Source organism: Sinorhizobium psoraleae (genome assembly GCF_013283645.1).
In the GTDB taxonomy this organism is placed as follows: Bacteria; Pseudomonadota; Alphaproteobacteria; order Rhizobiales; family Rhizobiaceae; genus Sinorhizobium; species Sinorhizobium psoraleae.
Genome location: NZ_JABEKV010000002.1, coordinates 1,040,699 through 1,063,554, shown reverse-complemented (window position 1 = coordinate 1,063,554; position 22,856 = coordinate 1,040,699). Strand labels below are relative to the sequence as shown.

Annotated in this window: 22 protein-coding genes and 2 pseudogenes; 10 read left to right on the top strand and 14 right to left on the bottom strand. The window is 62.7% G+C overall.

What is annotated here, in order from left to right; translation table 11 throughout:
• Nucleotides 1-7 precede the first annotated feature (7 nt).
• The 5 genes from ILFOPFJJ_RS13740 to ILFOPFJJ_RS13720 form a co-directional block, all read right to left on the bottom strand.
• A complete protein-coding gene (locus tag ILFOPFJJ_RS13740; protein WP_173511083.1) occupies nucleotides 8-604 on the bottom strand; it encodes a hypothetical protein in 597 nt (198 codons plus the stop codon).
• Entirely contained in the window at nucleotides 591-1,784 is a 1,194-nt protein-coding gene (dapE, locus tag ILFOPFJJ_RS13735; protein ID WP_173511082.1) for a succinyl-diaminopimelate desuccinylase, read from the bottom strand. The genes ILFOPFJJ_RS13740 and dapE overlap by 14 nt, the downstream gene beginning before the upstream one ends.
• A gap of 304 nt (nucleotides 1,785-2,088) precedes the next feature.
• The gene (locus ILFOPFJJ_RS13730) at nucleotides 2,089-5,274 is read right to left on the bottom strand and encodes an efflux RND transporter permease subunit (protein WP_173511081.1); all 3,186 of its coding nucleotides are present in this window, start codon (nucleotides 5,272-5,274) and stop codon (nucleotides 2,089-2,091) included.
• 142 nt (nucleotides 5,275-5,416) lie between these two features.
• A complete protein-coding gene (locus ILFOPFJJ_RS13725; RefSeq protein ID WP_173511080.1) occupies nucleotides 5,417-6,619 on the bottom strand; it encodes an efflux RND transporter periplasmic adaptor subunit in 1,203 nt (400 codons plus the stop codon).
• Nucleotides 6,620-6,647: 28 nt separating this feature from the next.
• A complete protein-coding gene (locus ILFOPFJJ_RS13720; RefSeq protein ID WP_173511511.1) occupies nucleotides 6,648-7,475 on the bottom strand; it encodes an alpha/beta hydrolase in 828 nt (275 codons plus the stop codon).
• Between the two features lie 139 nt (nucleotides 7,476-7,614).
• Between ILFOPFJJ_RS13720 and ILFOPFJJ_RS13715 the strand changes: the two genes are divergently transcribed.
• Nucleotides 7,615-8,526: a LysR family transcriptional regulator gene (locus ILFOPFJJ_RS13715; protein WP_173511079.1), complete on the top strand. Its 912-nt coding sequence runs from the start codon at nucleotides 7,615-7,617 to the stop codon at nucleotides 8,524-8,526.
• 32 nt (nucleotides 8,527-8,558) lie between these two features.
• Here the strand turns inward: ILFOPFJJ_RS13715 and ILFOPFJJ_RS13710 are convergent, their stop codons facing one another.
• Nucleotides 8,559-8,954: a winged helix-turn-helix transcriptional regulator gene (locus ILFOPFJJ_RS13710; RefSeq protein ID WP_173511078.1), complete on the bottom strand. Its 396-nt coding sequence runs from the start codon at nucleotides 8,952-8,954 to the stop codon at nucleotides 8,559-8,561.
• An 89-nt stretch (nucleotides 8,955-9,043) separates the two neighbouring features.
• On the opposite strand from ILFOPFJJ_RS13710, the gene ILFOPFJJ_RS13705 reads away from it, so the two are divergent.
• The gene (locus ILFOPFJJ_RS13705; RefSeq protein WP_173511077.1) at nucleotides 9,044-9,361 is read left to right on the top strand and encodes a DMT family transporter; all 318 of its coding nucleotides are present in this window, start codon (nucleotides 9,044-9,046) and stop codon (nucleotides 9,359-9,361) included.
• A gap of 93 nt (nucleotides 9,362-9,454) precedes the next feature.
• On the opposite strand, the gene ILFOPFJJ_RS13700 is transcribed toward ILFOPFJJ_RS13705, so the two are convergent.
• The 4 genes from ILFOPFJJ_RS13700 to dapD all read right to left on the bottom strand — a co-directional run bounded on the left by ILFOPFJJ_RS13700 (nucleotide 9,455) and on the right by dapD (nucleotide 13,714).
• A complete protein-coding gene (locus ILFOPFJJ_RS13700) occupies nucleotides 9,455-10,114 on the bottom strand; it encodes a peroxiredoxin (RefSeq protein WP_173511076.1) in 660 nt (219 codons plus the stop codon).
• 323 nt (nucleotides 10,115-10,437) lie between these two features.
• On the bottom strand, nucleotides 10,438-12,318 hold the full coding sequence (locus ILFOPFJJ_RS13695; RefSeq protein WP_173511075.1) for a DEAD/DEAH box helicase: 1,881 nt from the start codon (nucleotides 12,316-12,318) through the stop codon (nucleotides 10,438-10,440).
• A gap of 150 nt (nucleotides 12,319-12,468) precedes the next feature.
• Nucleotides 12,469-12,852, bottom strand: coding sequence for a DUF805 domain-containing protein (locus ILFOPFJJ_RS13690; protein ID WP_173511074.1), 384 nt, complete (start codon nucleotides 12,850-12,852; stop codon nucleotides 12,469-12,471).
• Nucleotides 12,853-12,856: 4 nt separating this feature from the next.
• Nucleotides 12,857-13,714 (bottom strand): 2,3,4,5-tetrahydropyridine-2,6-dicarboxylate N-succinyltransferase, encoded by an 858-nt coding sequence (dapD, locus tag ILFOPFJJ_RS13685; protein WP_173511073.1) that lies wholly within the window; start codon nucleotides 13,712-13,714, stop codon nucleotides 12,857-12,859.
• Nucleotides 13,715-14,019: 305 nt separating this feature from the next.
• On the opposite strand from dapD, the gene ILFOPFJJ_RS13680 reads away from it, so the two are divergent.
• Nucleotides 14,020-14,919, top strand: coding sequence for an LOG family protein (locus tag ILFOPFJJ_RS13680; RefSeq protein WP_173511072.1), 900 nt, complete (start codon nucleotides 14,020-14,022; stop codon nucleotides 14,917-14,919).
• 54 nt (nucleotides 14,920-14,973) lie between these two features.
• On the opposite strand, the gene ILFOPFJJ_RS36475 is transcribed toward ILFOPFJJ_RS13680, so the two are convergent.
• The 3 genes from ILFOPFJJ_RS36475 to ILFOPFJJ_RS13670 all read right to left on the bottom strand — a co-directional run bounded on the left by ILFOPFJJ_RS36475 (nucleotide 14,974) and on the right by ILFOPFJJ_RS13670 (nucleotide 16,393).
• The gene (locus ILFOPFJJ_RS36475; RefSeq protein WP_376741423.1) at nucleotides 14,974-15,042 is read right to left on the bottom strand and encodes a hypothetical protein; all 69 of its coding nucleotides are present in this window, start codon (nucleotides 15,040-15,042) and stop codon (nucleotides 14,974-14,976) included.
• 32 nt (nucleotides 15,043-15,074) lie between these two features.
• Nucleotides 15,075-15,488 carry an EF-hand domain-containing protein gene (locus tag ILFOPFJJ_RS13675; protein ID WP_173511071.1) on the bottom strand — a complete coding sequence of 138 codons (414 nt, stop codon included), beginning with the start codon at nucleotides 15,486-15,488 and terminating at the stop codon, nucleotides 15,075-15,077.
• A 191-nt stretch (nucleotides 15,489-15,679) separates the two neighbouring features.
• Entirely contained in the window at nucleotides 15,680-16,393 is a 714-nt protein-coding gene (locus tag ILFOPFJJ_RS13670) for a pyrimidine 5'-nucleotidase (RefSeq protein WP_173511070.1), read from the bottom strand.
• On the opposite strand from ILFOPFJJ_RS13670, the gene ILFOPFJJ_RS13665 reads away from it, so the two are divergent.
• The 5 genes and pseudogenes from ILFOPFJJ_RS13665 to ILFOPFJJ_RS36470 all read left to right on the top strand — a co-directional run.
• The gene (locus tag ILFOPFJJ_RS13665; protein ID WP_246299606.1) at nucleotides 16,349-17,332 is read left to right on the top strand and encodes a sterol desaturase family protein; all 984 of its coding nucleotides are present in this window, start codon (nucleotides 16,349-16,351) and stop codon (nucleotides 17,330-17,332) included. The genes ILFOPFJJ_RS13670 and ILFOPFJJ_RS13665 overlap by 45 nt on opposite strands.
• 61 nt (nucleotides 17,333-17,393) lie before the next feature.
• Entirely contained in the window at nucleotides 17,394-18,308 is a 915-nt protein-coding gene (locus ILFOPFJJ_RS13660) for an EamA family transporter (RefSeq protein ID WP_173511069.1), read from the top strand.
• A 167-nt stretch (nucleotides 18,309-18,475) separates the two neighbouring features.
• Nucleotides 18,476-19,555, top strand: coding sequence for a bifunctional transcriptional activator/DNA repair enzyme AdaA (locus ILFOPFJJ_RS13655; protein WP_173511068.1), 1,080 nt, complete (start codon nucleotides 18,476-18,478; stop codon nucleotides 19,553-19,555).
• Nucleotides 19,552-20,328: an isocitrate lyase/PEP mutase family protein gene (locus ILFOPFJJ_RS13650; protein WP_173511067.1), complete on the top strand. Its 777-nt coding sequence runs from the start codon at nucleotides 19,552-19,554 to the stop codon at nucleotides 20,326-20,328. Before ILFOPFJJ_RS13655 ends, ILFOPFJJ_RS13650 begins: the two co-directional genes overlap by 4 nt.
• A gap of 16 nt (nucleotides 20,329-20,344) precedes the next feature.
• Nucleotides 20,345-20,485, top strand: a pseudogene (locus ILFOPFJJ_RS36470) (hypothetical protein); the annotation flags it as partial.
• On the opposite strand, the pseudogene argB reads toward ILFOPFJJ_RS36470, so the two are convergent.
• Nucleotides 20,437-21,183 (bottom strand): annotated as a pseudogene (gene argB / locus ILFOPFJJ_RS13645) (acetylglutamate kinase); the annotation flags it as partial. The pseudogenes ILFOPFJJ_RS36470 and argB overlap by 49 nt on opposite strands.
• 232 nt (nucleotides 21,184-21,415) lie before the next feature.
• On the opposite strand from argB, the gene ILFOPFJJ_RS13640 reads away from it, so the two are divergent.
• Entirely contained in the window at nucleotides 21,416-21,955 is a 540-nt protein-coding gene (locus tag ILFOPFJJ_RS13640; protein ID WP_173511065.1) for a sigma-70 family RNA polymerase sigma factor, read from the top strand.
• On the top strand, nucleotides 21,952-22,665 hold the full coding sequence (locus ILFOPFJJ_RS13635) for an anti-sigma factor (protein ID WP_173511064.1): 714 nt from the start codon (nucleotides 21,952-21,954) through the stop codon (nucleotides 22,663-22,665). Before ILFOPFJJ_RS13640 ends, ILFOPFJJ_RS13635 begins: the two co-directional genes overlap by 4 nt.
• Nucleotides 22,666-22,856: the final 191 nt, after the last annotated feature.

Here is a 22,856-nt window from a genome sequence, read left to right as displayed (position 1 = left end):
CGTTTCGCTAGCCTGGAACAAGACCAAAGAAACGCTGCAGGAACTCGCCGATCATGACCGACGGCAGCAGGAATAGCGCCGTCAGCGCGGCCGCGAGCAAGGTCTGGTCGCCGGTGACCGTGCGCAGAAGCCGGAAGAGCAAGCCGACGCTCGCGACCAGCAGCAGCAGCCAGATCAGGCTTGTCAGTCCCTCGCTGCCCGGAATCACCAGACGGATCGCCGCCGGTAGCGCCATGGCGTAGGAGAGCGGCACCGAGAGCCAATTGGTAGTGACGATCACGGGCACCACGAAAAAGGCAAATCCCAGCGGCCGCGACAGGATCACGATCAGGATGATCGGCAGGAGCCAACTGGCAAGATCTATGACAAGCAGCTTCAGGATGAAGCCGAAGCCGATCGTCGTGCCGGCCGGCATCGCCGAAAGGTAATAAAGCCGCCAGGAGGCCCAGGTCACGGCGATCGCCGGCAGGGACCAGAGGATCGCTGCGAACGAGCGCCACAGGCCGCTCTCGCTGATGTCCAGCCAGCGGAACCCCTCGCGGTCGCCGCGGATGAGCAGCCAAAGCCCCTTGATATAGGCGAGGACCTCCTCAAGCAGCGGCATGACCGAACCAGCGGGCGATGAAGGTTTCGTAGATCTCGGTCAGGGTTTCGAGATCGGCGACGGCAACGCGCTCATCGACCATATGCATCGTCTGCCCGACAAGGCCGAATTCGACGACGGGGCAGTAGTCCTTGATGAAGCGCGCATCCGAGGTGCCGCCGGTGGTCGAGAGCTTCGGCTGGCGTCCCACGACGGCCTCGACCGCGCCGGAAAGCGAATCGATCAGGGCGTTGTTGCGCGTGAGGAATACGTGGCTCGGACGCTCGTTCCAGACGATGTCGTAACGGACCGGCGCACGGCCCGGCCTGAGCTTGTCGATCGCCGCGGCACGATCGAGCCGCGCGGTGATCTCCGCCATGAGGCTTTCGGCGGTCCATTTGTCGTTGAAGCGAATGTTGAAGCTGGCGCTCGCCTTCGCCGGGATGACGTTGACGGCCGGATTGCCGACATCGATGGTCGTGACCTCGAGATTCGAGGGCTGGAAGCTCTCGGTGCCGCCGTCGAAAGGCGGCTCCATCAATGCCTCCGTGAGTTGCAGGATGCCGCGCACCGGATTGTCGGCGAGATGCGGATAGGCCGCATGTCCCTGGACGCCGTGAACGGTGATGCGGCCGGAGAGCGAACCGCGCCGGCCGATCTTGATCATGTCGCCAAGCGCATCGGGATTGGTCGGCTCGCCGACGAGACAGGCATCCCAGCGCTCGCCTTTCGCCGCCGCCCACTGAAGAAGCTTCACCGTGCCGTTGATGGCCGGGCCTTCCTCGTCACCGGTGATGAGAAACGAGATCGAACCTTTCGGCGCTCCATGCTTCTCGATGTGGCGGGCAACGGCCGCCACGAAGCAGGCAATGCCGCCCTTCATGTCGACGGCGCCACGCCCATACATTTGGCCGCCGGCAATCGCCGCGGAGAAGGGGGGATGCGTCCAGGCGGCTTCGTCGCCGACCGGCACGACGTCGGTATGGCCGGCGAACATCAAATGCGGGCCGTCGCTTCCCAGCCGGGCGTAGAGATTCTCGATGTCCGGCGTTCCGGCTTCGTTTGCTGTCACTCGGTCGACCCGGAACCCGAGCGGAGTCAGCATTGCCTCCAGCGCGGTCAACGCGCCGCCTTCGGCGGGGGTGACGGATGGGCAGCGAATAAGCGTGGAAAGATTGGTGATCGGATCGGTGGAGGTCATCTATCGGAAGCCATCTGCGCGGCACGCAGGCCTGTGAGGTCGGAGGCTGCTGGTTTATCCGATCGAGTGCCGGCTGTCACGCGCGATGGCGGCGCTACAGCCCGCGCTACGATTCAAGGAACGTGCAGTAGGCTCCCAGCGCAATTCCAGGAAAAAGCGTGTAGCGGTTTTCCGTCCGGAATTGCGCTGTTTCAAAGGGCCAGATCATTTCGCTGCTGTGAAACAATGAAATGATCTAACGTGAGCGGGCCGGACGATTTCTCGTCCGGCCCGCTTGAGGCGCCATCGGGCAGGGGACTCCCGTTCACTCGGCGGGGGCGAGATGCGGCGCTTCGATGTGTGCTCCCGAGTGCTTCAGCGGCCGCTCGCCGGCGAGCTTGCGGATCAGCACGTAGAAGACCGGCGTCATGAAGATGCCGAAGGCGGTAACGCCGATCATGCCGGCAAAGACGGCGACGCCCATGGCCGAGCGCATTTCCGCACCGGCACCGGTAGAGGTGACGAGCGGCACGACGCCCATGATGAAGGCCATCGAGGTCATCAGGATCGGCCTGAGGCGCAGCCGGCTGGCCTCGATCGCCGCGCTCACCGCGCTGCTGCCGGAAAGTTCGAGTTCGCGGGCGAACTCGACAATCAGGATCGCGTTCTTGGCGGAGAGGCCGACGAGCACGATCAATCCGATCTGCGTGAAGACGTTGTTGTCTCCGCCCGTCAGCCAGACGCCCATCAGTGCGGCCATGATGCCCATCGGCACGATCAGCACGATCGCGATCGGCAACGTCAGGCTCTCATACTGGGCCGCCAACACGAGATAGACGAGCAGCAGCGCCAGCGGGAAGACCAGGATGCCCGAGTTGCCGGCGAGGATCTGCTGGTAGGTCAGATCCGTCCATTCGAAGCCGATGCCGGGCGGCAGCGTCTCGGCGGCGATCCTTTCAATCGCGGCCTGCGCCTGGCCGGAGGAGTAGCCGGGCGCCGGACCGCCGTTGATGTCGGCCGACAGGAAGCCGTTGTACCGGATCGCCCGTTCCGCGCCGACGGTCTGCTCGACTTTCAAGAGCGCCGAAAGCGGGATCATTTCGCCCGACTGCGACCGAACCTTCAGCCGGCCGATATCGTCGGCATGGCTGCGGTAGCTCGCGTCGGCCTGGATGCGCACGCTGTAGGTCCGGCCGAAGGCGTTGAAGTCGTTGACATAGAGTGACCCTAGATAGATTTGCAGCGTCTCGAATACCTCGGTCACGGACACGCCGAGCTGGCGCGCCTTCACACGATCGAGATCGGCAAAAAGCTGCGGCACGTTGATCTGGTAGCTCGAGTAGAGGCCAGCCAGTTCCGGTGCCTGAGCGGCCTTGGCGAGAAAGGCCTTTGCCGCCTCGTCGAGGGTCCGATAGCCAAGCCCGTTCCGGTCTTCGATCTGGAGCTTGAAGCCGCCGGTCGTGCCGAGGCCCTGGACGGGCGGCGGGGGGAACATAGCGATGAAGGCGTCCTGGATAGCTCCGAACTCCTGGTTCAGTTGCATGGCGATAGCGCCGCCCGAAAGCTCGGGTGTCTTACGCTCTTCGAAGGGCTTCAGCGCCACGAAGACGATGCCGGAGTTGGACGAGTTGGTGAAGCCGTTGATTGAAAGGCCCGGGAAGGCGATGGCGTTCTCGACGCCCGGGTGCTTCAACGCGATGTCGCTCATGCGGCGGATTACGTCTTCCGACCGGTCGAGCGTCGCTGCGTCCGGCAGTTGGGCAAAGCCGATCAGGTACTGCTTGTCCTGCGCCGGCACGAAGCCGCCGGGAACGGCCCGGAACAAGACGAAGGTGACGCCGAGAAGCACCACATAGACGCCCATGATCAGCGACTTGCGGGAGAGAATCCCGCCCACGCCGCGGCCATAGGCCTCGGAGCTGCGGCCGAAGAAGCGGTTGAAGCCGCGGAAGAACCAGCCGAAGAGCTTGTCCATTGCGCGTGTAAGCCAATCCTTCGGCGCGTGGTGGTCACGCAACAACAGCGCCGCCAGTGCCGGCGAAAGCGTCAGTGAGTTGAAGGCGGAGATCACCGTCGAGATCGCAATGGTGAGAGCGAACTGGCGGTAGAACTGTCCCGTCAGTCCGGTGATGAAGGCGAGCGGCACGAAGACGGCGACCAGCACCAGCGCGATCGCGATGATCGGACCGGACACCTCCGACATGGCGCGGTAGGTCGCCTGCACGGGCGACAGTCCCTGCGCAATGTTGCGCTCGACGTTTTCGACGACGACGATCGCGTCATCGACGACGATGCCGATTGCCAGCACCAGGCCAAAGAGGCTGAGCGCGTTGATCGAGAAGCCGAAGACATACATCACTGCAAAGGTGCCCACGATCGAGACCGGTACGGCGACGAGCGGAATGATCGAGGCGCGCCAGGTTTGCAGGAAGATGATGACGACGAGGACGACGAGGGCGATCGCTTCGAGCAGCGTATGAATGACGGACTCGATCGAGGCGCGCACGAACTGGGTCGTGTCGTAGACGATCTCGTAATCCACGCCCTCGGGCATGGTCAGCTTCAGCTCGGCCATGGCCTTGTGCACGTTTTCCGAAATCTGGATGGCATTGGAGCCCGGCGCCTGGAAGACGCCCATGCCGACGGCGGCCTTGTTGTCGAGGAGCGAGCGGAGCGAGTAGTCCGCAGCGCCCATTTCGACGCGTGCGACGTCGCCGAGACGCGTGACCTCGCCACCCTCTCCGGATTTGACGACGATGTCGGCGAAATCCTCCGGCGTCTGCAGACGTCCCTGTGCGTTGACGGAAAGCTGCAGGTCGAGTCCCGGGACCGAAGGCGAGGCACCGATGACGCCGGCGGCCGCCTGCACGTTCTGCTGGCGGATGGCGTTTGCGACATCGCCTGCGGCCAGCCCCCGTTCGGCGGCTTTCTGCGGGTCGATCCAGACGCGCATCGAATAGTCGCCGCCGCCGAAGATCTGCACCTGGCCGACGCCATCGATGCGGGCAAGGCGGTCCTTGACGTTGAGGACGCCGTAGTTGCGCAGATAGTTGATGTCGTATTGACCGTTGGGCGAGAGGAGATGGACAACGAGCGTCAGGTCCGGCGAGCTCTTGACGGTCGTCACGCCGAGACGGCGCACCTCTTCCGGCAGGCGCGGCTCGGCCTGCGAGACGCGGTTCTGCACGAGCTGCTGGGCCTGGTCAGGATCGGTGCCGAGTTCGAAGGTGACGGTCAACGTCATCAAACCATCGGCGGTCGCCTGGCTCTGCATGTAGAGCATGCCTTCGACACCGTTGATCTGCTCCTCGAGCGGCGTCGCGACCGTTTCGGCGATCACCGATGGGTTGGCGCCGGGATACTGGGCGCGCACGACGATCTGCGGCGGCACGACCTCCGGATATTCCGAGATCGGCAGACCGGTCATGCCGATCAGGCCCGCGACGAAGATGAGCACTGAGAGAACGCCCGCGAAGACCGGGCGGTCGACGAAAAAGCGTGAGAAGTTCATAACAATTCCCCTTGGGATGACTTCGGGCAAGAACCAGGCATCCGCGGCGAGAATGCTCACCGCGAGCGTGGAAGCATGCACTTTGATGTTCGGTCGGGCGCCGCCGCGCGTCCCCTCGAGAGAGGCGAGGCGGCGCGTTCAACTATCGCTTGGCGATCGAAGCGGTCGCTTCCTCGGCCGGCTGCGGGGCAACGAGGACGCCCGGTCGGACGCGCTGCAGCCCATTGACGACGATGCTCTCGCCCGGCTTCAGCCCGGCTTCGACGATCCGAAGACCATCGGCGGTCGGTCCGAGTGTTACCTGGCGGTATTCGACCTTGTTGTCGGCGCCGACGACCAGCACAAACTTCTTGTCCTGGTCCGAGCCGATGGCACGGTCGCTGATCACCAGCTTTTCCGCGGGAGCCGGATCGCCGATGCGGATGCGGACGAACTGTCCCGGAATCAGCCTGCTGTCGGCGTTGTTGAGCGCCGCCCGCACGCGGATGGTGCCGGTTGCAGCATCGACTTCGTTGTTGATGAGCTGGATGTGGCCACTGATCGGCGTTCCCTCGTCGGCGGCGGTGCCGATCTGCACGGGGATGCTCTCGATCGCGCTGCCGGCCGCCGAAGCGGAGAGCTTGGCGAGAGCCGCCGCGACCACTTCCTCGCTGACGTTGAAGCTCGCATAGATCGGGTCGATCGAGACGAGCGTGGTCAGGACCGGCGAGGCGGAGCCGGCGGCGACCAGGTTGCCGGCCGTCACCTCAAGCCTGCCGACGCGGCCGGAGATCGGTGCGCGGACTTCCGTATATTGCAGGTCCAGCCGGGCGGAACGCAGCGCCGCCTTTGCCGAGCGGACATTCGCCCGAGCCTCGTCGAAGACGCTTAAGCGCTGGTCGACTCCACTTTGCGGTATCGCGCTCGTGGTGACCAGCTTGCGGCCGCGCTCGAGCTCCGTTTTCGCGAGCGCCACCCGCGCCTCGGCCGCGGCGACCTGAGCCTCCGCACGCTCGACGGCGGCGGCATAAGGTTCTGGGTCGATGGTTACGAGAAGGTCTCCCTTCTCCACCAGTGCGCCTTCACGGAAATGCGATTTGAGAATGGCGCCGCCAACGCGGGGACGCACCTCAACGCGCTCGATCGCTTCGAGCCGTCCGGAAAAGCTCTCCCAGGTCGTGATCCGCCGGGATTCCGCCTTCGCAACCGAAACGGGGACGGCGGGCGGCGCCGCGGCTGTTTCAGTCGCGGCGTCAGCCTTGTACCGATAGGGCACGCCGAAGAACACGGCGGTTCCCCCGGCGATGGACAATAGGATGCTCAGGCCGGCGCCCCAAAGGACCCGGCGGGTAACGGTCGACGTCATGTTTTCTCCTTGCCGGTTGGGAGCCGGCCTAGTTCGTTTTCATCTGCGAGTTTGGCTTCGCCCCTGCATCCTGGAAGAAGCGGGAGAAAATGCCGGATATGGTCTGTTCCTGCGCGGGCCAGTTTTCCTGCGACAAGGTGTTGGCAGGCAGCCAGGTGGCGCCCCCCGGCAGGACGTGCATTTTCACCGGGACGCCGGCCTGGCGAAGTCGCTCCGCATAGGCCTCCGTTTCGTCATGCATGGGACATTGCTCGCTGGTGATGACGAGGGCTGGAACGAGCCCCTGCAATCGCGTGCAATACCCGGGGGCCGCGTAGGGGTGGGTCAGCCCGCTGCGTTCACCGAGATAGCGTTGCCAGCCCTCGGCGATGGACTGCACCGAACTCTGCGGACAGAATTTGCGGAACGACGCCGTCGCCATGCAGGGATCGAGCAGGGGCGACAGCAGGATCTGCCCCTTGAGGTCCGAGAGAAACTGGTCGCGTGCCATCAGGGCCAGGCCGGCCGCGAGATTTCCGCCCGCTTCCTCCCCGGCAACGAACAGCATCGACTTCTTGTGCGCGAACTGCGGACAGCGGCTGCGCATCGACGACAGCATGGCGTATGAAGCCTCGAGCGCTGCCGGGAACGGGCTGAGGCACGCCGAAGGATATTCCGGCGAAATGACCACGGCCCCAGCGGCGGCAAGCGCGCTCGCAACTTTCTCGCCGGCCGCGACCGATTCCCCGACGAAGGACCCGCCGTGAAAATGAAGCACGACCGGAGGTGGAACGAGCAACGACGCGCCTCGGTAGACGCGCGCGCGGCACGCCCCGTGGGCCGTCTGCATCGTCTCTTCCGTAAAATGCGTGTTCATCTCTCTTGTCTCTGCCATAGGACAATCCCTAGATGAGGGACAGCCCGCGATGTTTGCAGCATAACATTGTCTTTCGTCTGGAATAGTCGGCGGGTTCTGATTACACTATTCGGTATTTCGAACAATTCGGTTATTGAAAATGGACCAGCTCACGGCCATGCGCGCCTTTCTTCGAGTGGTGGAGACCGGCAATTTTACCCGGGCATCCGTATCGCTCAACATGCCGAAGGCGACGGTGACCAACCTCATCCAGGGGTTGGAAGCGCACCTAAGCACCAAATTGCTCAACCGCACGACGCGGCGCGTTCTGGTGACGCCCGACGGCGCACTCTATTACGAACGAGCGGCCCGCCTTGTTTCCGATCTCGACGAACTCGACGGCAGCCTGTCGAGCGCGCAGAGCCTGCCGAAGGGGCGGTTGCGGGTCGAAATGGCGAGTGCGATCGCCAACCTCGTTATCCTTCCCGCGCTGCCCGAGTTCCACAAGAAATATCCCGACATCCAGATCGATCTCGGCGTTTCGGATCGGACGATCGACTATGTCGCCGAAAACGTCGATTGCGCGATCCGCGTGGGCACGCTGACCGACCAGTCGCTGATCGCCAGGCGCATTACGGAAATGAGCTTCATCGCCTGTGCGTCACCGGCCTATCTCGATCGCCATTCGACGCCGCAGCATCCGGCCGACCTCGAGAGGAATTGCTACGTCGTCGGTTACTTCCGGCCGCAGACCGGGCAGCCGATGCCGATTCATTTCAAGCGAGGAAATGAGGAGATCGAGGTCAAGGGCCGTTACGCTGTCGCGGCAAACGAAGCGACGACCTATCTTGCCGCCGCGCGGGCAGGGCTCGGAGTCGTCCAGGCACCACGCTTTATGGTGCGCGACGATCTGCAATCCGGTGCGATGAGGCCGGTGCTCGCCGATTGGCAGATCGAACCGGCGCCGATCTATCTCGTCTATCCACCCAACCGGCATTTGAGCAGCCGGCTGCGGGTTTTCGCTGATTGGGCGGTGAAGGTGATCGCACAGTCGCAGATGGATGGCGAGTAGACCGAGCGAAGCTTGACGCGGTGTCCCGCAGCTCAATCGCGGCGTTCCGCGTCATAGCGCTCGCGCGCTGCGTCGAGTTCTCCGAAATGGGTTTCGGCCCAGCGGTCCAGAACGACAAGCGTATCGCTCAGCGACCGCCCGACCGCGCTCAGGCGGTATTCGACGTGCGGCGGCACGGTCTGTTTGTCGTCCCGGATCACAAGCCCGTTGCGCTCCAGTTCTTTGAGCGTCTGCGTCAGCATCTTCTGCGACACATCGCCGAGCTTGCGCATCAGCGCGGCATTGCGCATCGGCCCCTCATCCAGGGCGGAGATGATCAGCATCGCCCATTTGCTGGCGACAAGCTCCAGCGCGTGGCGCGATGAGCAGGTCGGGTCGAAGACGCTCGGCGTCGAAGCCGCGGATTTCTTTGCCGAATCTAAAGACATTTTGATAGTTACCAAAAGGTGCGTAATTGCCCTTAGGTGCCTATCCTACCAGATTGGGTCCAGAGTTGAAAATCCGGATGGAGATAACAATGGCATGGATCACTCTGCTGGCGGCGAGCGCCGTCGAAATCGCCATGGGCCTTGCGCTGAAATATGCCGAAGGCTGGACGCGGCTCGTTCCAAGCATCATCGGTGTCGCGGCGGCACTCGCCAGCGTTTACCTCCTGACGATCGCGATGCGGGAGCTGCCGGCCGGCACCGCCTATGCCGCCTGGACCGGCATCGGATCCGTGGGCATCACTGTGCTCGGCATCGTGCTTTTCGGCGACCCGGTGTCCTGGCTTCGCCTCGTCTGCATCGCGATGATCATCGTTGCCGTGGCAGGGCTGCGGTTTCTGGAGGCCTGAGCACGGACGGACCGGCCTTCAAAAAACCGACGGCCCATGAATGCCGCGTGGGCGCTTCATGGGCCGCATATTCGGATGCCTGAGCCGCTGACGTTATGCGGTCGGCTGTTTCGTCTTCCGGAGATAGGGCAGGACCGTATCGAAGGAGCCGAAGCGCTGGATCGCGTCCTCGTTGGACACCGCCGCGGTGATGATGACGTCCTCGCCCTGCTGCCAGTTCGCCGGCGTCGCCACCTGGTGCTTGGCGGTCAACTGGATCGAATCGATAGCGCGCAGGATCTCGTTGAAGTTGCGGCCGGTCGTCATCGGGTAGGTGAGGATCAGCTTGATCTTCTTGTCCGGGCCGATGACATAGACAGACCGAACGGTCGCATTGTCGGCCGGTGTGCGGCCCTCCGCCGTATCACCGGCGTCGGCCGGCAACATGTCATAGAGCTTGGCTACCTTGAGGTCCCGGTCGCCGATCAGCGGATACTCGACGTCGAAGCCGGTTGCGACCTTGATGTCGTTCTTCCATTTGCTGTGGCTTTCGACGGGATCGACGGAGATGCCGATGATCTTGACGCCACGCTTGCGGAATTCGCTTTCGATTCCCGCCATGGCGCCAAGTTCCGTGGTGCAGACGGGCGTGAAATTCTTCGGATGGGAGAAGAGAACGGCCCAGCCGTCGCCGATCCATTCATGGAAATTGATCGTGCCCTGGGTGGTCTCGGCGGTGAAGTCGGGGGCTGTCTGGTTGATACGGAGGCTCATGGTCTGCTCCTTTGCGGCTGTGCATTTGTTTTGCGCAGAATAGCGCAATCGTGGCGCTTTTCGAGGAGGAAACGTGCTGGAACGACCCTCAAAGAGAATGTCAGCGGCGTGATATGCATGTTTTGGAGAAAAACATCTCTGAGGCACACGCAGTGCTGGTATTCATCGAACCATGTTCGAAGAGACGCAGGTACTTTCGCGCCGCGCAATGCGCTCCCATAGGGCTCCGCAGTCTCCCGGCCAGCGTTCGCGCGCCGCGTTCCCGCCCAGGCAGGAATGCAACGCGCATCAACGAAGGTATCAGGCCGGCTATCTAGGGCTGCCTAGTGCTGCCGGTTCTTGGCGTTGGCGCGTTTCGCCTTGGGCTTGAACCCGCCCGCGTCCTTTTGCGCTTCGGGCTTGCCCTTCTTGCTCCGGGGCTTTTCGTCCCGTTTTTCAAGACGTGCATCCTGGCTAAAGGGCTGCTTCTTTTCGAACTTGCGCTTCGGCTTGAAGTCCTCGCGTGCAGCGTCAGGCGACTGCTTCTTCGCGAAAGCGGTTTTCTCCGGTCGCGGCTGGGAGAGATCCGGGGTGCCCGGGAGCGCCTTGACGCGAATGCCCCTTTCCAGTGTGCGGTTCGGACCGATCGCCGAAAGGAAGCGTTCGGCGCCTTCGGCCGTCAACTCGACATAGGTCTCCTCCGGCTGCATCCGGATCGCGCCGATGTCGCGCTTCGAAAGTTTGCCGTGACGGCAGAGCATCGGGATCAGCCAGCGCGGCTCGGCGTTCTGCTTGCGGCCGACAGAGAGCGAAAACCACCTGCCGTCGGTGAAGTCGGCGCGCGGTGCGTCGAAATCGTCGCGCGGTATGGCGGCAGCATCGCGCGGACTCTTCCTGCGGTCGTCGCCGAACGAGACATTGGCGAGGTCTTCCGGCGCCGAGCGATCGGAGCGGAATTGCCGCACAAAGGCCGCCGCCAGCTTCTCTGCACCGTGGCGGTCGATCAGGGCGCGCACGATCGCCTGCTCGTCCTCGCGAAGTGGTTCGTCGAATGCCGGATCGGCGACGATGCGCTCATCGTCGCGGCTCGTAACCTCGTCCGCCGACGGAGGTTTCGCCCAGGTCGCGGTGATGCGCGCATTTTCCAGAAGCCTTTCGGCCTTGCGGCGCGCATTGACGGGAACGATCAGCGCGCTAACGCCCTTCTGGCCCGCCCGCCCCGTGCGTCCGCTTCGATGCAGCAAGGTCTCGGGATTGGTCGGCAGATCGGCGTGGATTACCAGTTCCAGGCCCGGCAGGTCGATGCCGCGTGCCGCCACGTCGGTCGCGATGCAGACACGGGCGCGGCCGTCGCGCATGGCCTGCAGCGCGTGGGTACGTTCGTTCTGGCTGAGTTCGCCTGAGAGCGCCACCACCGAGAAGCCGCGATTGTTGAAGCGGGCCGTCAGGTGATTGACCGCGGCGCGGGTCGAACAGAAGACGATCGCGTTCCGCGCCTCGTAATAGCGAAGCACGTTGATGATCGCGTTTTCCCGGTCGCTCGGGGCGACGACCAGCGAACGATATTCGATATCGCCATGCTGTTTCTGTTCGGATGCGGTGCTGATGCGGACGGCATCGCGCTGATAGTTCTTGGCAAGCGTCGCGATCGAGCGCGGGACGGTGGCCGAGAACATCAGCGTGCGGCGGTCGGCCGGCGCCGTTTCGAGAATGAATTCCAGATCCTCGCGGAAGCCGAGGTCCAGCATTTCGTCTGCCTCGTCCAGAACCACGGCGCGTAGTGCCGATATGTCGAGCGAATCCCGGCGGATATGGTCGCAGAGCCGCCCCGGCGTGCCGACGACGATATGGGCGCCCCGTTCGAGCGCACGCTTCTCGTTGCGCATATCCATGCCGCCGACGCAGGAGGCGATGGTGGCGCCTGCCACTTCATAGAGCCATTCGAGTTCGCGCTTGACCTGCAGCGCCAGTTCGCGCGTGGGGGCGATGACGAGGGCAAGCGGAGCGCCCGCCGCGCTAAAACGCTGCGTATCCTCCAGCAGCGTCGGGGCCAGCGCCAGTCCGAATGCCACGGTCTTGCCGGAACCGGTCTGGGCGGAAACCAGCGCGTCGGCGCCATCGAGCGCCGGATCGAGCATCGCCTTCTGCACTGGCGTCAGTTCGTTGTAACCGCGTTTTGCCAACGCCTCGGCGATCGCGGGCGCGATCCCTTCGAACTCAGTCATATCTTGTCTTTCGGATTTCGGTCTTCACGCCGACGGACGAGCGGACATGGGATCAGGTCGTCATCAGGCGATTGCCGCGGCCAACACGTCGCGGGCCTGTTCATGGCGCGCTACATACGCGGCAGAAACGCTAATGTACAGGCGGAATCTTTACCGCCTCGGACCGTTGCTAGGGCCGCCGAAGTCGTTCTCGCTCTTCGCGCCCGGCCACAGGCAGAGCGCGATGAAGACGATCGGGCTCAGCACGGGAATGAAGAGGCAGAGAGCAAGCGGGCCCGGATAACCGATGTCATGCAGGCGCTTGATCGCCAGCATGGCGATGGAGACGGTCGAAAGGACGCCTGAGACGACGAGCGCCAGTGTCCAGAGCGCCAATGCCGTGTCCTCGTTTTCGTATTTCAGCATCTGCATGAGGAAGACGCCGCCGACGAAGAACCAGAAGAGCCAGGACAGGAAGAAGGGCAGGCGGCCGATGCGGCCGGAGGGGCTGAAGAACAGCCAGGTCATGCTCGGCTGCCGCCCCTCCTCGGCCATGACGTCAGTCTCTGAGCAATTCGTTGATGCCGGTCTTGGCGCGCGTCTTCTCGTCGACGCGCTTGACGATGACCGCGCAATAGAGGTTCGGGGCAGGCTGGCCGTTTGCCATGGTCGAGCTCGACGGCATCGAGCCTGCGACGACGACGGAATAGGGCGGCACTTCGCCGTATGTCACTTCGCCCGTCGCGCGGTCGACGATCTTGGTCGACTTGCCGATGAAGACGCCCATGCCGAGGACCGAACCCTCGCGGACGATGCAGCCCTCGACGACCTCCGAGCGCGCGCCGATGAAGCAATTGTCCTCGATGATCGTCGGCCCCGCCTGCATCGGCTCCAGCACGCCGCCGATGCCGACGCCGCCTGAAAGGTGCACGTGCTTGCCGATCTGGGCGCAGGAGCCGACGGTCGCCCAGGTGTCGACCATCGTGCCTTCGCCGACATAAGCGCCGAGATTGACGAACGACGGCATCAGGATCGCGTTCGGCGCGATATAGGCCGAGCGGCGGACGACGCAGTTCGGCACGGCGCGGAACCCGGCCTTCTCGAATTCGTTGACGCTCCAGCCGTCGAACTTGGAGGCAACCTTGTCCCACCAGACCGCCTCGCCGGGCCCGCCTCTGACGAGTTCCATCGGGTTCAGCCGGAAGGAGAGAAGAACGGCCTTCTTCAGCCATTGATTGACGGCCCAGGTGCCGTCCTCGCCGCGCTCGGCGACGCGTACCTTGCCGCTGTCGAGCAGGTTCAGCGCCGCTTCGACGGCTTCGCGGACCGCGCCGCGAGTTCCGGTGTTGACGGCTTCGCGATCGTCGAAGGCGGTCTCGATGGTCTGCGACAGGGAGGCGAGGTCGTGGGTCGTCATCGGAATTCCTTATGTTCGGCGTTGTCGTGCAAGCTCTACTGCATAATTACTTAAATCGGAACCGATTTGAGGACAAAGTTATGCAGCAATTCAAAGTGCTACAGCGACCTCACGCGTTTCGATGACGCGTTGCGCTGTAGAGGCATAAATCTGAAAAGTTGAAGCGCTTTTGGCTCCGACCTCTCAGCAGGACTTGGCAAACTTCCGTGTTTCCGGCAGTAGGGACGCCTCTATGACCGAGGAAACACGACAGGGCGCGTCCGGACGAGATGCCGTCTGTTCGAAACGCGACGGGAAGATGAAATATGGCACGTATGAAGAAGCGCAATCTGCGCCGTAAGGATGGGGTCTGGGATCCGCTGGCAGACAGCGCGCAGAGCAGGCTGCGTGCCTCGACCGTGCCGCTGACGCCGCAGTCGGCCTCGCCGACCTATCGTCTCGCCTATGTCGACGATGATTTTCTCTGCCGCGAGGAACTGCGGCCGGTGCGTCTGCAGCTCGAGCTCCTGAAGACGGAGATGATGCTCGAGGAGCGGGGGATCAATTCGACCGTGGTGATGTTCGGCGGCGCGCGCATCCCGGAGCCGGGCGGTGAGGCTTGGGCGGCCAAGAACGATACGCAGCGCAAGAACCTCGAAGCGGCATCGATCTACTACGACGAGGCTCGCAAATTCGCGCGGATCTGCTCGGAGCAGTCCGCAAAGCTCGGCCACAAGGAATATGTCATCGTCACCGGCGGTGGTCCGGGGGTGATGGAGGCGGGAAACCGCGGCGCGGCGGACGCCGGCGCCCCTTCGATCGGGCTCAACATCGTCCTGCCGCACGAGCAGGCGCCAAACCGCTTCGTGACGCCGGAGCTCTCGTTCAATTTCCACTATTTCGCCATTCGCAAGATGCACTTCCTGCTGCGCGCGAAGGCGGTCACGGTGTTTCCGGGCGGCTTCGGTACGCTCGACGAATTGTTCGAAACGCTGACCCTGATGCAGACGGGCCGTCTGGCCCTGGTGCCGCTTATCCTCTTCGGTGAAAAGTTCTGGCGCACCATCATCAACTTCGAGGCATTGGCCGAGTTCGGCACGATCGCGCCGAACGACGTCGATCTCGTGCATTTCGTCGAGACCGCGGAAGAGGCCTGGGAGATCATTGCCGGCTTCTACGAAACGGTCGACCCGCGGTCGATCCCGATGGCATCGGGCCGACGCTAGCCTAGATGGGCCGTCTCGCCCTTCCTCGGTCCGGAGAGGGCGAGACGAGTCGCCTCACACCTTTCTGGTAAAATCGGCGGCGTCGATCAAGCCGTCGCCGTTCCGGTCGCGGCGCTTGAACATCCTCTCCGCGGCACCTGCCACTTCCGTTGCGCTCAGCGATCCGTTGCCGTCGGCATCGACGCGGGCGAAAGCGCGCGGCCGCATGCCTGGCAGCATGGCGGGGCGCATCTCCCGGAGCTTGGCGATCGCCTCTTCGCGCTCGTCTTGGCCCGGGCTTCGCGCCAGGTCTTGCGCGCCTCGCGAAATGCCTGGCGCTTTGCCTCCATCTCCTCGCGGCTGATCTCACCATTGCCATTGGCGTCGAAGCTCTTGAAATTGGCCGAGATCCGCGCCTGGAGTTCCTGGAGCGAAACCTTGGAATCGCCGCTTGTGTCGAGAGGCTTGATCATGCGCTCGGCGCGCTGTTCGGGCGTGAGCTTAGCCTTTGCGGCAAACGAAGGTGCCGAAAGTCCGGTCGCTGCCACCGCGAGGACGGTGGCGCCGAGAATGAAAGTCCTGCTGCGCATCATGCTTCCTTTCGATCAGTTATCCTGACTGAAGGATAGGCACGCGCGACGCCGGCACCAGTTAAACTTTGGTAATTTAAGTCTCTACAGCGCCGCGCGTCGTATGATCGCTGCATGTTTTCATCCTTCCTACGATTTAAGGAAACATGCAGTACGGAAAAGCGGTTTTTCCTTGGTTGAATTGTGTTGCGTCAGGCCGGCGCCACAACCCGCCGCAGGAACCCCGCCAGATCCTCGGTGACGTAGTCGATCTGTTCGTCGGCGTCGCTCGATGTCTCCCACGCTTCGGCGAATTCGTATTCGAGATTTTGCGGCACGAGCAGCACCGTCTTCATCCCGAGTGCCTTCGGGACCAGGAGGTTGCGCGGCAGATCCTCGAACATCACCGCGTTGCGGGTGTCGACGCGGTGAAGGCCCATGAACTTGTCGTAGGTATCGCCCGCGGGCTTCGGGATGAAATTGGCGGCGACGATGTCGAAGATATCGTCGAAATGGTCGAGAATACCGAGCGCGCGCGCCGTCATCTCAGCATGGTGGACGCTGCCATTGGTAAAGATGAACTTGCGGCCAGGCAGCGCCTTGATCGCCTCGCCGAGCGCGGGATCGGCCGGAACCACGCTGTAGTCGATCGCATGCGCCCTCTGCAGGAAGTCGTTCGGATCGACGCCGTGATGGATCATCAGCCCCTGCAGGGTCGTGCCGTGATCGCGATAATATTCCTTCTGCAGTTTCTTCGCTTCCGCCGGCTCGAGCGACAGGAGATCGGCGACATAGGCCGTCATGTTGCGGTCGATCTGCGCGAAGAGATTGACGTGGTGCGGATAGAGCGTGTTGTCGAGGTCGAAGACCCAGTCTGTGACATGGGCGAACTCGGCATGGGTCGGGAGGCGGTCGAGCTTTTTCATGGCCGGGTTATGACATGGGTATGGGCGGCGGCAAACGAGAAAATGCGCCCCGGGCTGTCCTGCCGACGCACACATTCCACTTTGAATTGCCAAAACGGCATGGCATCTTGCGGCTGGCGCGGTTTTGGCTCGGGGCTGCAGGTGCCAATGTCGGACGAACTGTTCTATCTACTGTTTCTGTTCGGATTCTACGCTACGACTGTCGTTACCTATTTCGCCCTTGGCCACGGCCCGACCTGGGTCAACGACCGCAATCCTGAGCGAAAGATTCAGAAGGGACGCGGTTCCGACAAGCGCCGCAAGGCGGAAATCCGCCAGAGCCTGGCGTCGATGTTCAGCGCCAGTCTGCCGCTGGCAATCGGCCTGTACGCCCAGCAGAAGGGCTGGGCGCCGGCGCCCTGGGCCTTTAACTGGTGGGCGGCGGTGCCGCTCTTTATCCTGTGCCTGTTCCTCTACGATAGCTGGTTCTATTTCATGCACCGGCTGCTGCACACCAAATGGCTCTACCCCCTGCACGCACTCCATCATAAAAGTATCGCACCGACGATCTGGAGCACCTATTCGGAGGATGTTTTCGACAACTTTCTATTGCAGGGTTTTTCAGCCGTCATCGTTTTCGCCGTTCCGTTTCCGCCGACGATTCTCATCGGCCAAAGACTGTTCGAACATTTCAACGGCATGTTCGGGCACTGTGGATTCGAGTATTTCGCCTCATCGACAGCACGTTATCCGTCCCCCCTGTTGTGCACGACCTTCCATGATCAGCATCATTCGGGGTTCCGGTACAATTACGGCAACTATTTCTCGTTCTGGGATCGCGTGCTGGGCACAATCTCGCCGAACTACGACCATCGCGTGAAGACATTCGAGCAGGAGGGGCCGGCGCTCAAATTCAATCAGGCCATTTACCCGCCGGAAGTTCAGGAAAAGCCGGACTGAAGCACCGGTGACTGTACGGAGTTCTTGGCAATGTCCGGACCTGCGTGCTAGCTCGCATCCCATGGAAACCTGGGTCCTCATCACCATCACCGCGGCCTTCCTTCAGAACGTCCGCTCCGCCATGCAGAAGCACCTGAAGGGCGTCATGGGCACCACCGGCGCGACCTTCGTGCGCTTCGGCTTCGGCCTGCCGTTCGCGCTCTTCTATCTCGTGGTCCTCTGGCGTTTCGCCGGGCATCCCCTGCCGGTTCCGAACGCCACGTTTTTTCAATGGGCAGTTGTCGGCGGGCTGGCGCAGATCGCTGCGACCTTCCTGCTCGTCCATCTCTTCTCCTTTCGCAACTTTGCCGTCGGTACGGCTTATTCTCGCACCGAACCGGCGCAGGCAGCCCTCTTCGGCCTGATCTTCCTGGGCGAGAAAGCGAGCCAGGGCGCGCTGGTTGCTATTGCCATTTCGGTGGTCGGCGTCATGCTTATTTCCGTTGCCCGCACCACGCTCAGCACACGGTCTTTGCTGACCTCGGTTTTCAGCCGCACCGCCGCGATAGGCCTCATGTCCGGCACGTTCTTCGGGCTCTCGGCCGTTTCCTATCGATCCGCCTCGCTGGCGCTTGCGCCTAGCCTGCCTGCGCCGGATTACATGATGCAGGCGAGTTTCACGCTCGGCTTCGTCATCCTGCTGCAGACGGTCGTGATGCTCGTCTGGATCGTCGTCCGCGAGCCGGAGGAGTTGCAACGCATCGGTGCGGCATGGAGGCCAGCCTTCGTCGTCGGCTTTGTCGGCGCCTCGGCGTCGTTCGGCTGGTTCATGGCGATGACCTTGCAGCAGGCGGCGATCGTCAAGGTGGTGGCGCAGGTCGAAATGCTCTTCACCTTCGCCTCGTCCTTCTTCGTCTTCCGCGAGTGGATCAACCGCCTCGAATTGCTCGGCTGCCTGTTGATCGTGCTCGGCGTCGTGATGCTGATCGTTCTCTAGAGCGCCGTGCGTTCAAATGAACGCACAAAGGACGCTCGAGCACTTTGATTCTAGAGCATCTTATCCGCTTTCGGTGGTTCCACCTGAAAGCGGGATGCTCTAGGGCGCCCGAAATAAACGCCCGAATTTCGGCGGACGAGCCGTCCGTCGGGTGCTACAACGGCGCCATGCTTTTCGATCTGCCGAACGACGATATCCTTTACGACGCGCTTCTGGCCCGAAGCGCGGATTACGAGGGCCAGGCCTTCGTCTGCGTCAAGAGCACCGGCATCTTCTGCCGGCTCTCCTGTCCTGCCCGCAAGCCGAAGCGGGAAAACACGCTGTTTTTCGACAGCATCGCCGCCTGCATCAATTCCGGTTTCCGCCCCTGCGAGCGATGTCGCCCGCTGGGCCAGCCTTCTGAGAAGGAGCCGCTGGTCAACGACCTTCTGAAACTGCTCGATCGATCTCCGGACCGTCGCTGGACGGAGGACGATCTTGTCCTGCACGGGTTCGATCCATCGACCGTGCGTCGCGCCTTCAAGCGGGCGTTTGGGGTTACCTTCCTCGACCTCGCTCGTCAGCGGCGGGTGGGCGAGGCCGCCCGTCAGCTTTCGGCCGGCGCAAGCGTTATTGAAGCACAGATCGATGCCGGTTATGACTCGCCGAGCGGCTTTCGTACCGCTTTCGCGAAGCTGATAGGGGAGGTGCCCGCCATGTCGCAGGGTCGCCAGTTGCTATTTGCCTATACGATTGAAACGCCGCTCGGGCCAATGATAGCGGTCGCAGACAAGACGCATCTTCATCTGCTCGAATTCCACGACCGCAAGGCCCTGCAAACCGAAATGGAAAGCCTGAAGCGCAAGACGCGGTCCGCGGTCGCACGGGGCAGGACGCCGCCGATCGACCAGATCGAGGCGGAACTGAATGCCTATTTTTCCGGAGAATCAGGCAATTTCCGCACGCCTCTGGCGCTCGACGGGAGCGCCTTCGAGCGACAGGTCTGGGCAAAGCTTTTGGAAATACCGTTGGGCGAGACGCGATCCTACAGCGATATCGCGCGGGAGGTCGCCACGCTCCAGGCGGTGCGGGCAGTCGCCAAGGCAAATGGCGCCAACCGCATCGCGATCGTCATCCCTTGCCACCGTTGCATCGGCGCGGACGGATCGCTGACCGGCTACGGCGGCGGTCTTCGGCGAAAGCAATGGCTGTTGCGGCACGAAGGAAAAATGAAACCCGTTGGATTGTTTGCGGAGGATGTCGGATGAATCAACAGGAAAAGGCGCTTGCCTTTGCAGCGCTGCATCGCAAGGGCGACCCGGTCGTTCTGTACAATATCTGGGATGCGGGCAGCGCCCGTTGCGTGGCCGAAGCCGGTGCAAAGGCGCTTGCCACCGGAAGCTGGTCGGTCGCGGCGGCGCAGGGCTTTGGCGACGGCGAAAAGATACCGCTCGCGCTCCTTCTCGAAATCGTTCGGCTGATCGTCGGCGCGACGGATCTGCCTCTTTCGGTCGACTTCGAAGGCGCCTATGCGGAGGACGCGGCCCAGGGGGCGGCGAATGCCGCTCAGTTGCTCGATGCCGGCGCGATCGGCATCAATTTCGAGGACCAGGTGGTCGGCAAGGGCGGTGTCCATGCCATCGAAAAGCAGGCCTCACGCATCCGAGCTATCCGCGAGATGGCGGAGCGTCGCGGCATAGCGCTGTTCATCAATGCTCGCACCGATCTTTTCCTTCAGGAGAGTGATGCAGCACGCCATGCAGGGCTGCTCGACGAGGCAATCGCGCGCGGCAAAGCCTATGCCGAGGCCGGCGCCAGTGGTTTCTTCGTGCCGGGATTGGCCGATGCGGGCCTGGTAGGCAGGATTTGTGCGGCCTCGCCGCTGCCGGTGAACGCGATGATGAAGCCGGGCGCGCCGGACCTCGCCACGCTCGCGGCGGCAGGGGTCGGCCGGGTCAGCTACGGGCCGTTCCCCTATCGCGCCATGATCGAGCGGTTGCGTGCCGAGGCCGAGAAGATCTACCAGAGCGCCGTCAGGTAACCTTCACGGCGCTCTTATGGCAGATCACGGCACGATCAGCGTGCCGGCGCCGTGCTCGGTGAAGATCTCGAGCAGGACCGAATGGGCGGTCTTGCCGTTGAGAATGACCACGCCCTGCACACCAGCCTTGATAGCGTCGATGCAGGTTTCGACCTTCGGGATCATGCCGCCGGAAATCGTGCCGTCGGCGATCAGCGCGCGCGCCTGCGCCACCGACAGTTCCTTGATCAATTCGCCCTGCTTGTTGAGCACGCCCGGAACGTCGGTGAGGAAGAGCAGGCGGGTCGCGTTGAGCGCACCGGCGATGGCGCCGGCGAAGGTGTCGGCGTTGATATTGTAGGTGTGGCCGTCGCGGCCGGGCGCCACCGGTGCAATCACCGGAATCATCTCCGAGCGAGCGAGCAGGTCGATCAGGGTGCGGTCCACCTCGACCACGTCGCCGACGAAGCCGAGATCGAGAACGCGTTCGATATTGGAGTCGGGGTCGCGAATGGTCTTCTTCGCCTTTTCGGCGAAGACCATGTTGCCGTCCTTGCCGCATAGGCCGATCGCCCATTCTCCAGTCTGGTTGATGAGGGCGACGATTTCCTTGTTGATCGACCCGGCAAGCACCATCTCGACGATCTCGACGGTCTTCTCGTCGGTAACGCGCAAGCCGCCTTCGAATTTCGATTCGATACCCATCTTTGTCAGCATGGCGCCGATCTGCGGCCCGCCCCCATGCACGACGATCGGGTTGACACCGGACTGCTTCAGAAGCGCGATATCGCTGGCGAACGCGCGCCCAAGTTCCGGGTTGCCCATGGCATGGCCGCCATATTTGACGACGATCGTCTTGTTCTCGTAACGCTGCATGTAGGGCAGCGCTTGTGTGAGCAGGCGTGCCTGGATTTCACTTTCTGATGCGGACATGGCGGATCCTCGAAAATATCGGGTGCTGTTTAGAGCCTTTCATGGCGAAAACGCAAGTTCCGAAAGGATGGAATGATCGGCGGGCAACATAAAGCGGTAATGACACTCCTGCTGGTTCTGGCGGTCTCTCTACCCTACTATGGTGATGCTTTGATGCCGTGAGGGGCGCAATCGCATGGCTGATGAGGAGATCTCCGCGCTGCTCGGCCGCGTGGCCCTGAGAGACCGCGATGCCTTTGTGGCGCTCTATCGCCAGACGAGTCCGAAACTTTTCGGCGTTTGTCTCCGTATTCTCAAGGATCGCAGCGAAGCGGAAGAAGCGCTACAGGAAATCTACGTCAAGGTATGGCAACGCGCCGACCGTTTCGCGACCGGGCAGGCAAGCCCGATGTCCTGGCTCACGGCAATCGCACGCAACCATGCGATCGACCTCATCCGAGCGCGAAAACCCGTCGCAAACGCGATTGACGAGGCCTATGATTTGGCTGATCCTGCTCCAGATCCGGAACGATCGGCTGCACTCCGGTCAGAAGGCAGGCGGATCGACGCCTGCATGGAGGAGCTCGAGAAGGATCGCGCCGAGGCGGTGCGCCGAGCCTATGTCGAAGGATTGAGCTACCAGGAACTGGCCGAGATGTTCGCGGTACCGCTCAATACGATGCGGACCTGGTTGAGACGCAGCCTCCTGAAGCTGAGAGAGTGCATGGAGCGATGACGACGCAGAATCCCGAGAGCGGAGATTTTCGCCGCGACGAAGTGATCGCCGGGGAATATGTGCTCGGCGTTCTGTCGGCGGAGGACCGCCGCAAGGTCGAGGCGCGCATGGCATCGGACCGGAATTTCGCCGCCATGGTCGATCGCTGGCAACACAATCTCGCCTCCTTCGACGATGCCTATGAAGCGGTTAGGCCGCCAGCCCATGTGCTTGCTGCCGTGGAGCGCAGCATTTATCCGCCTGCGCCGGCGGCCGCTCCTCCGGTCGGCTTCTGGAACTCGCTTCTTCTCTGGCGCAGCCTCGCCATCGCTTCGCTTGCTGCCGTCGCGATGATGGGCGCGTCGATGGCTGGCCTCTTCAGCGGGCCGCAAAGCCAGCCGCTGGTGGCGGAGCTTTCCGGCGAAGGCAATACCATCAATCTCGTTGCCCGTTTCGACAGAACATCCGGCAGCCTGAAGCTGACGCCGGTGGCGGCGCGGCAGGCGGAAGAGAAGTCTCTCGAACTCTGGCTGATCGAGGGCAGCAATCCGGCGATCTCACTGGGAGTACTGCCCCAGTCCGGCGAAGGCGAACTCCTGGTGTCGTCCGAAATGCGGACGAAGTTCATCGAGGACGCGACCCTTGCCGTCAGCGTCGAGCCGCTCGGCGGCTCGCCGACCGGCTCACCCACGGGTCCCGTCATTGCCTCCGGCAAGGCTCGCCATCTCTAGGCGGGCGCCGGCGCCTGCAGCGCCTCCAGCAAAAAAGTCGTCATCTTTTCATACGGATAGAAGCAGAGCGCGCCGCCTGAAACTCTTTCTCCGCGCCTCCCGTTGCTTGTCAATGTTCCCTGGGAGGAACAGCAATCGCCCGAGCGGACACTTTCAAGGTGGTCTCAGCGGGCAAGCGCAACAGGAAGGAA

What these genes read in the sequence shown, in the direction of transcription:
- ILFOPFJJ_RS13740 (WP_173511083.1), bottom strand. Translation starts at nt 604, where the DNA reads ATGCCGCTGCTTGAGGAGGTCCTCGCCTATATCAAGGGGCTTTGGCTG.
- dapE (WP_173511082.1), bottom strand. Translation starts at nt 1,784, where the DNA reads ATGACCTCCACCGATCCGATCACCAATCTTTCCACGCTTATTCGCTGC.
- ILFOPFJJ_RS13730 (WP_173511081.1), bottom strand. Translation starts at nt 5,274, where the DNA reads ATGAACTTCTCACGCTTTTTCGTCGACCGCCCGGTCTTCGCGGGCGTT.
- ILFOPFJJ_RS13725 (WP_173511080.1), bottom strand. Translation starts at nt 6,619, where the DNA reads ATGACGTCGACCGTTACCCGCCGGGTCCTTTGGGGCGCCGGCCTGAGC.
- ILFOPFJJ_RS13720 (WP_173511511.1), bottom strand. Translation starts at nt 7,475, where the DNA reads ATGAACACGCATTTTACGGAAGAGACGATGCAGACGGCCCACGGGGCG.
- ILFOPFJJ_RS13715 (WP_173511079.1), top strand. Translation starts at nt 7,615, where the DNA reads ATGGACCAGCTCACGGCCATGCGCGCCTTTCTTCGAGTGGTGGAGACC.
- ILFOPFJJ_RS13710 (WP_173511078.1), bottom strand. Translation starts at nt 8,954, where the DNA reads ATGTCTTTAGATTCGGCAAAGAAATCCGCGGCTTCGACGCCGAGCGTC.
- ILFOPFJJ_RS13705 (WP_173511077.1), top strand. Translation starts at nt 9,044, where the DNA reads ATGGCATGGATCACTCTGCTGGCGGCGAGCGCCGTCGAAATCGCCATG.
- ILFOPFJJ_RS13700 (WP_173511076.1), bottom strand. Translation starts at nt 10,114, where the DNA reads ATGAGCCTCCGTATCAACCAGACAGCCCCCGACTTCACCGCCGAGACC.
- ILFOPFJJ_RS13695 (WP_173511075.1), bottom strand. Translation starts at nt 12,318, where the DNA reads ATGACTGAGTTCGAAGGGATCGCGCCCGCGATCGCCGAGGCGTTGGCA.
- ILFOPFJJ_RS13690 (WP_173511074.1), bottom strand. Translation starts at nt 12,852, where the DNA reads ATGGCCGAGGAGGGGCGGCAGCCGAGCATGACCTGGCTGTTCTTCAGC.
- dapD (WP_173511073.1), bottom strand. Translation starts at nt 13,714, where the DNA reads ATGACGACCCACGACCTCGCCTCCCTGTCGCAGACCATCGAGACCGCC.
- ILFOPFJJ_RS13680 (WP_173511072.1), top strand. Translation starts at nt 14,020, where the DNA reads ATGGCACGTATGAAGAAGCGCAATCTGCGCCGTAAGGATGGGGTCTGG.
- ILFOPFJJ_RS13675 (WP_173511071.1), bottom strand. Translation starts at nt 15,488, where the DNA reads ATGCGCAGCAGGACTTTCATTCTCGGCGCCACCGTCCTCGCGGTGGCA.
- ILFOPFJJ_RS13665 (WP_246299606.1), top strand. Translation starts at nt 16,349, where the DNA reads ATGGGCGAACTCGGCATGGGTCGGGAGGCGGTCGAGCTTTTTCATGGC.
- ILFOPFJJ_RS13670 (WP_173511070.1), bottom strand. Translation starts at nt 16,393, where the DNA reads ATGAAAAAGCTCGACCGCCTCCCGACCCATGCCGAGTTCGCCCATGTC.
- ILFOPFJJ_RS13660 (WP_173511069.1), top strand. Translation starts at nt 17,394, where the DNA reads ATGGAAACCTGGGTCCTCATCACCATCACCGCGGCCTTCCTTCAGAAC.
- ILFOPFJJ_RS13655 (WP_173511068.1), top strand. Translation starts at nt 18,476, where the DNA reads ATGCTTTTCGATCTGCCGAACGACGATATCCTTTACGACGCGCTTCTG.
- ILFOPFJJ_RS13650 (WP_173511067.1), top strand. Translation starts at nt 19,552, where the DNA reads ATGAATCAACAGGAAAAGGCGCTTGCCTTTGCAGCGCTGCATCGCAAG.
- ILFOPFJJ_RS13640 (WP_173511065.1), top strand. Translation starts at nt 21,416, where the DNA reads ATGGCTGATGAGGAGATCTCCGCGCTGCTCGGCCGCGTGGCCCTGAGA.
- ILFOPFJJ_RS13635 (WP_173511064.1), top strand. Translation starts at nt 21,952, where the DNA reads ATGACGACGCAGAATCCCGAGAGCGGAGATTTTCGCCGCGACGAAGTG.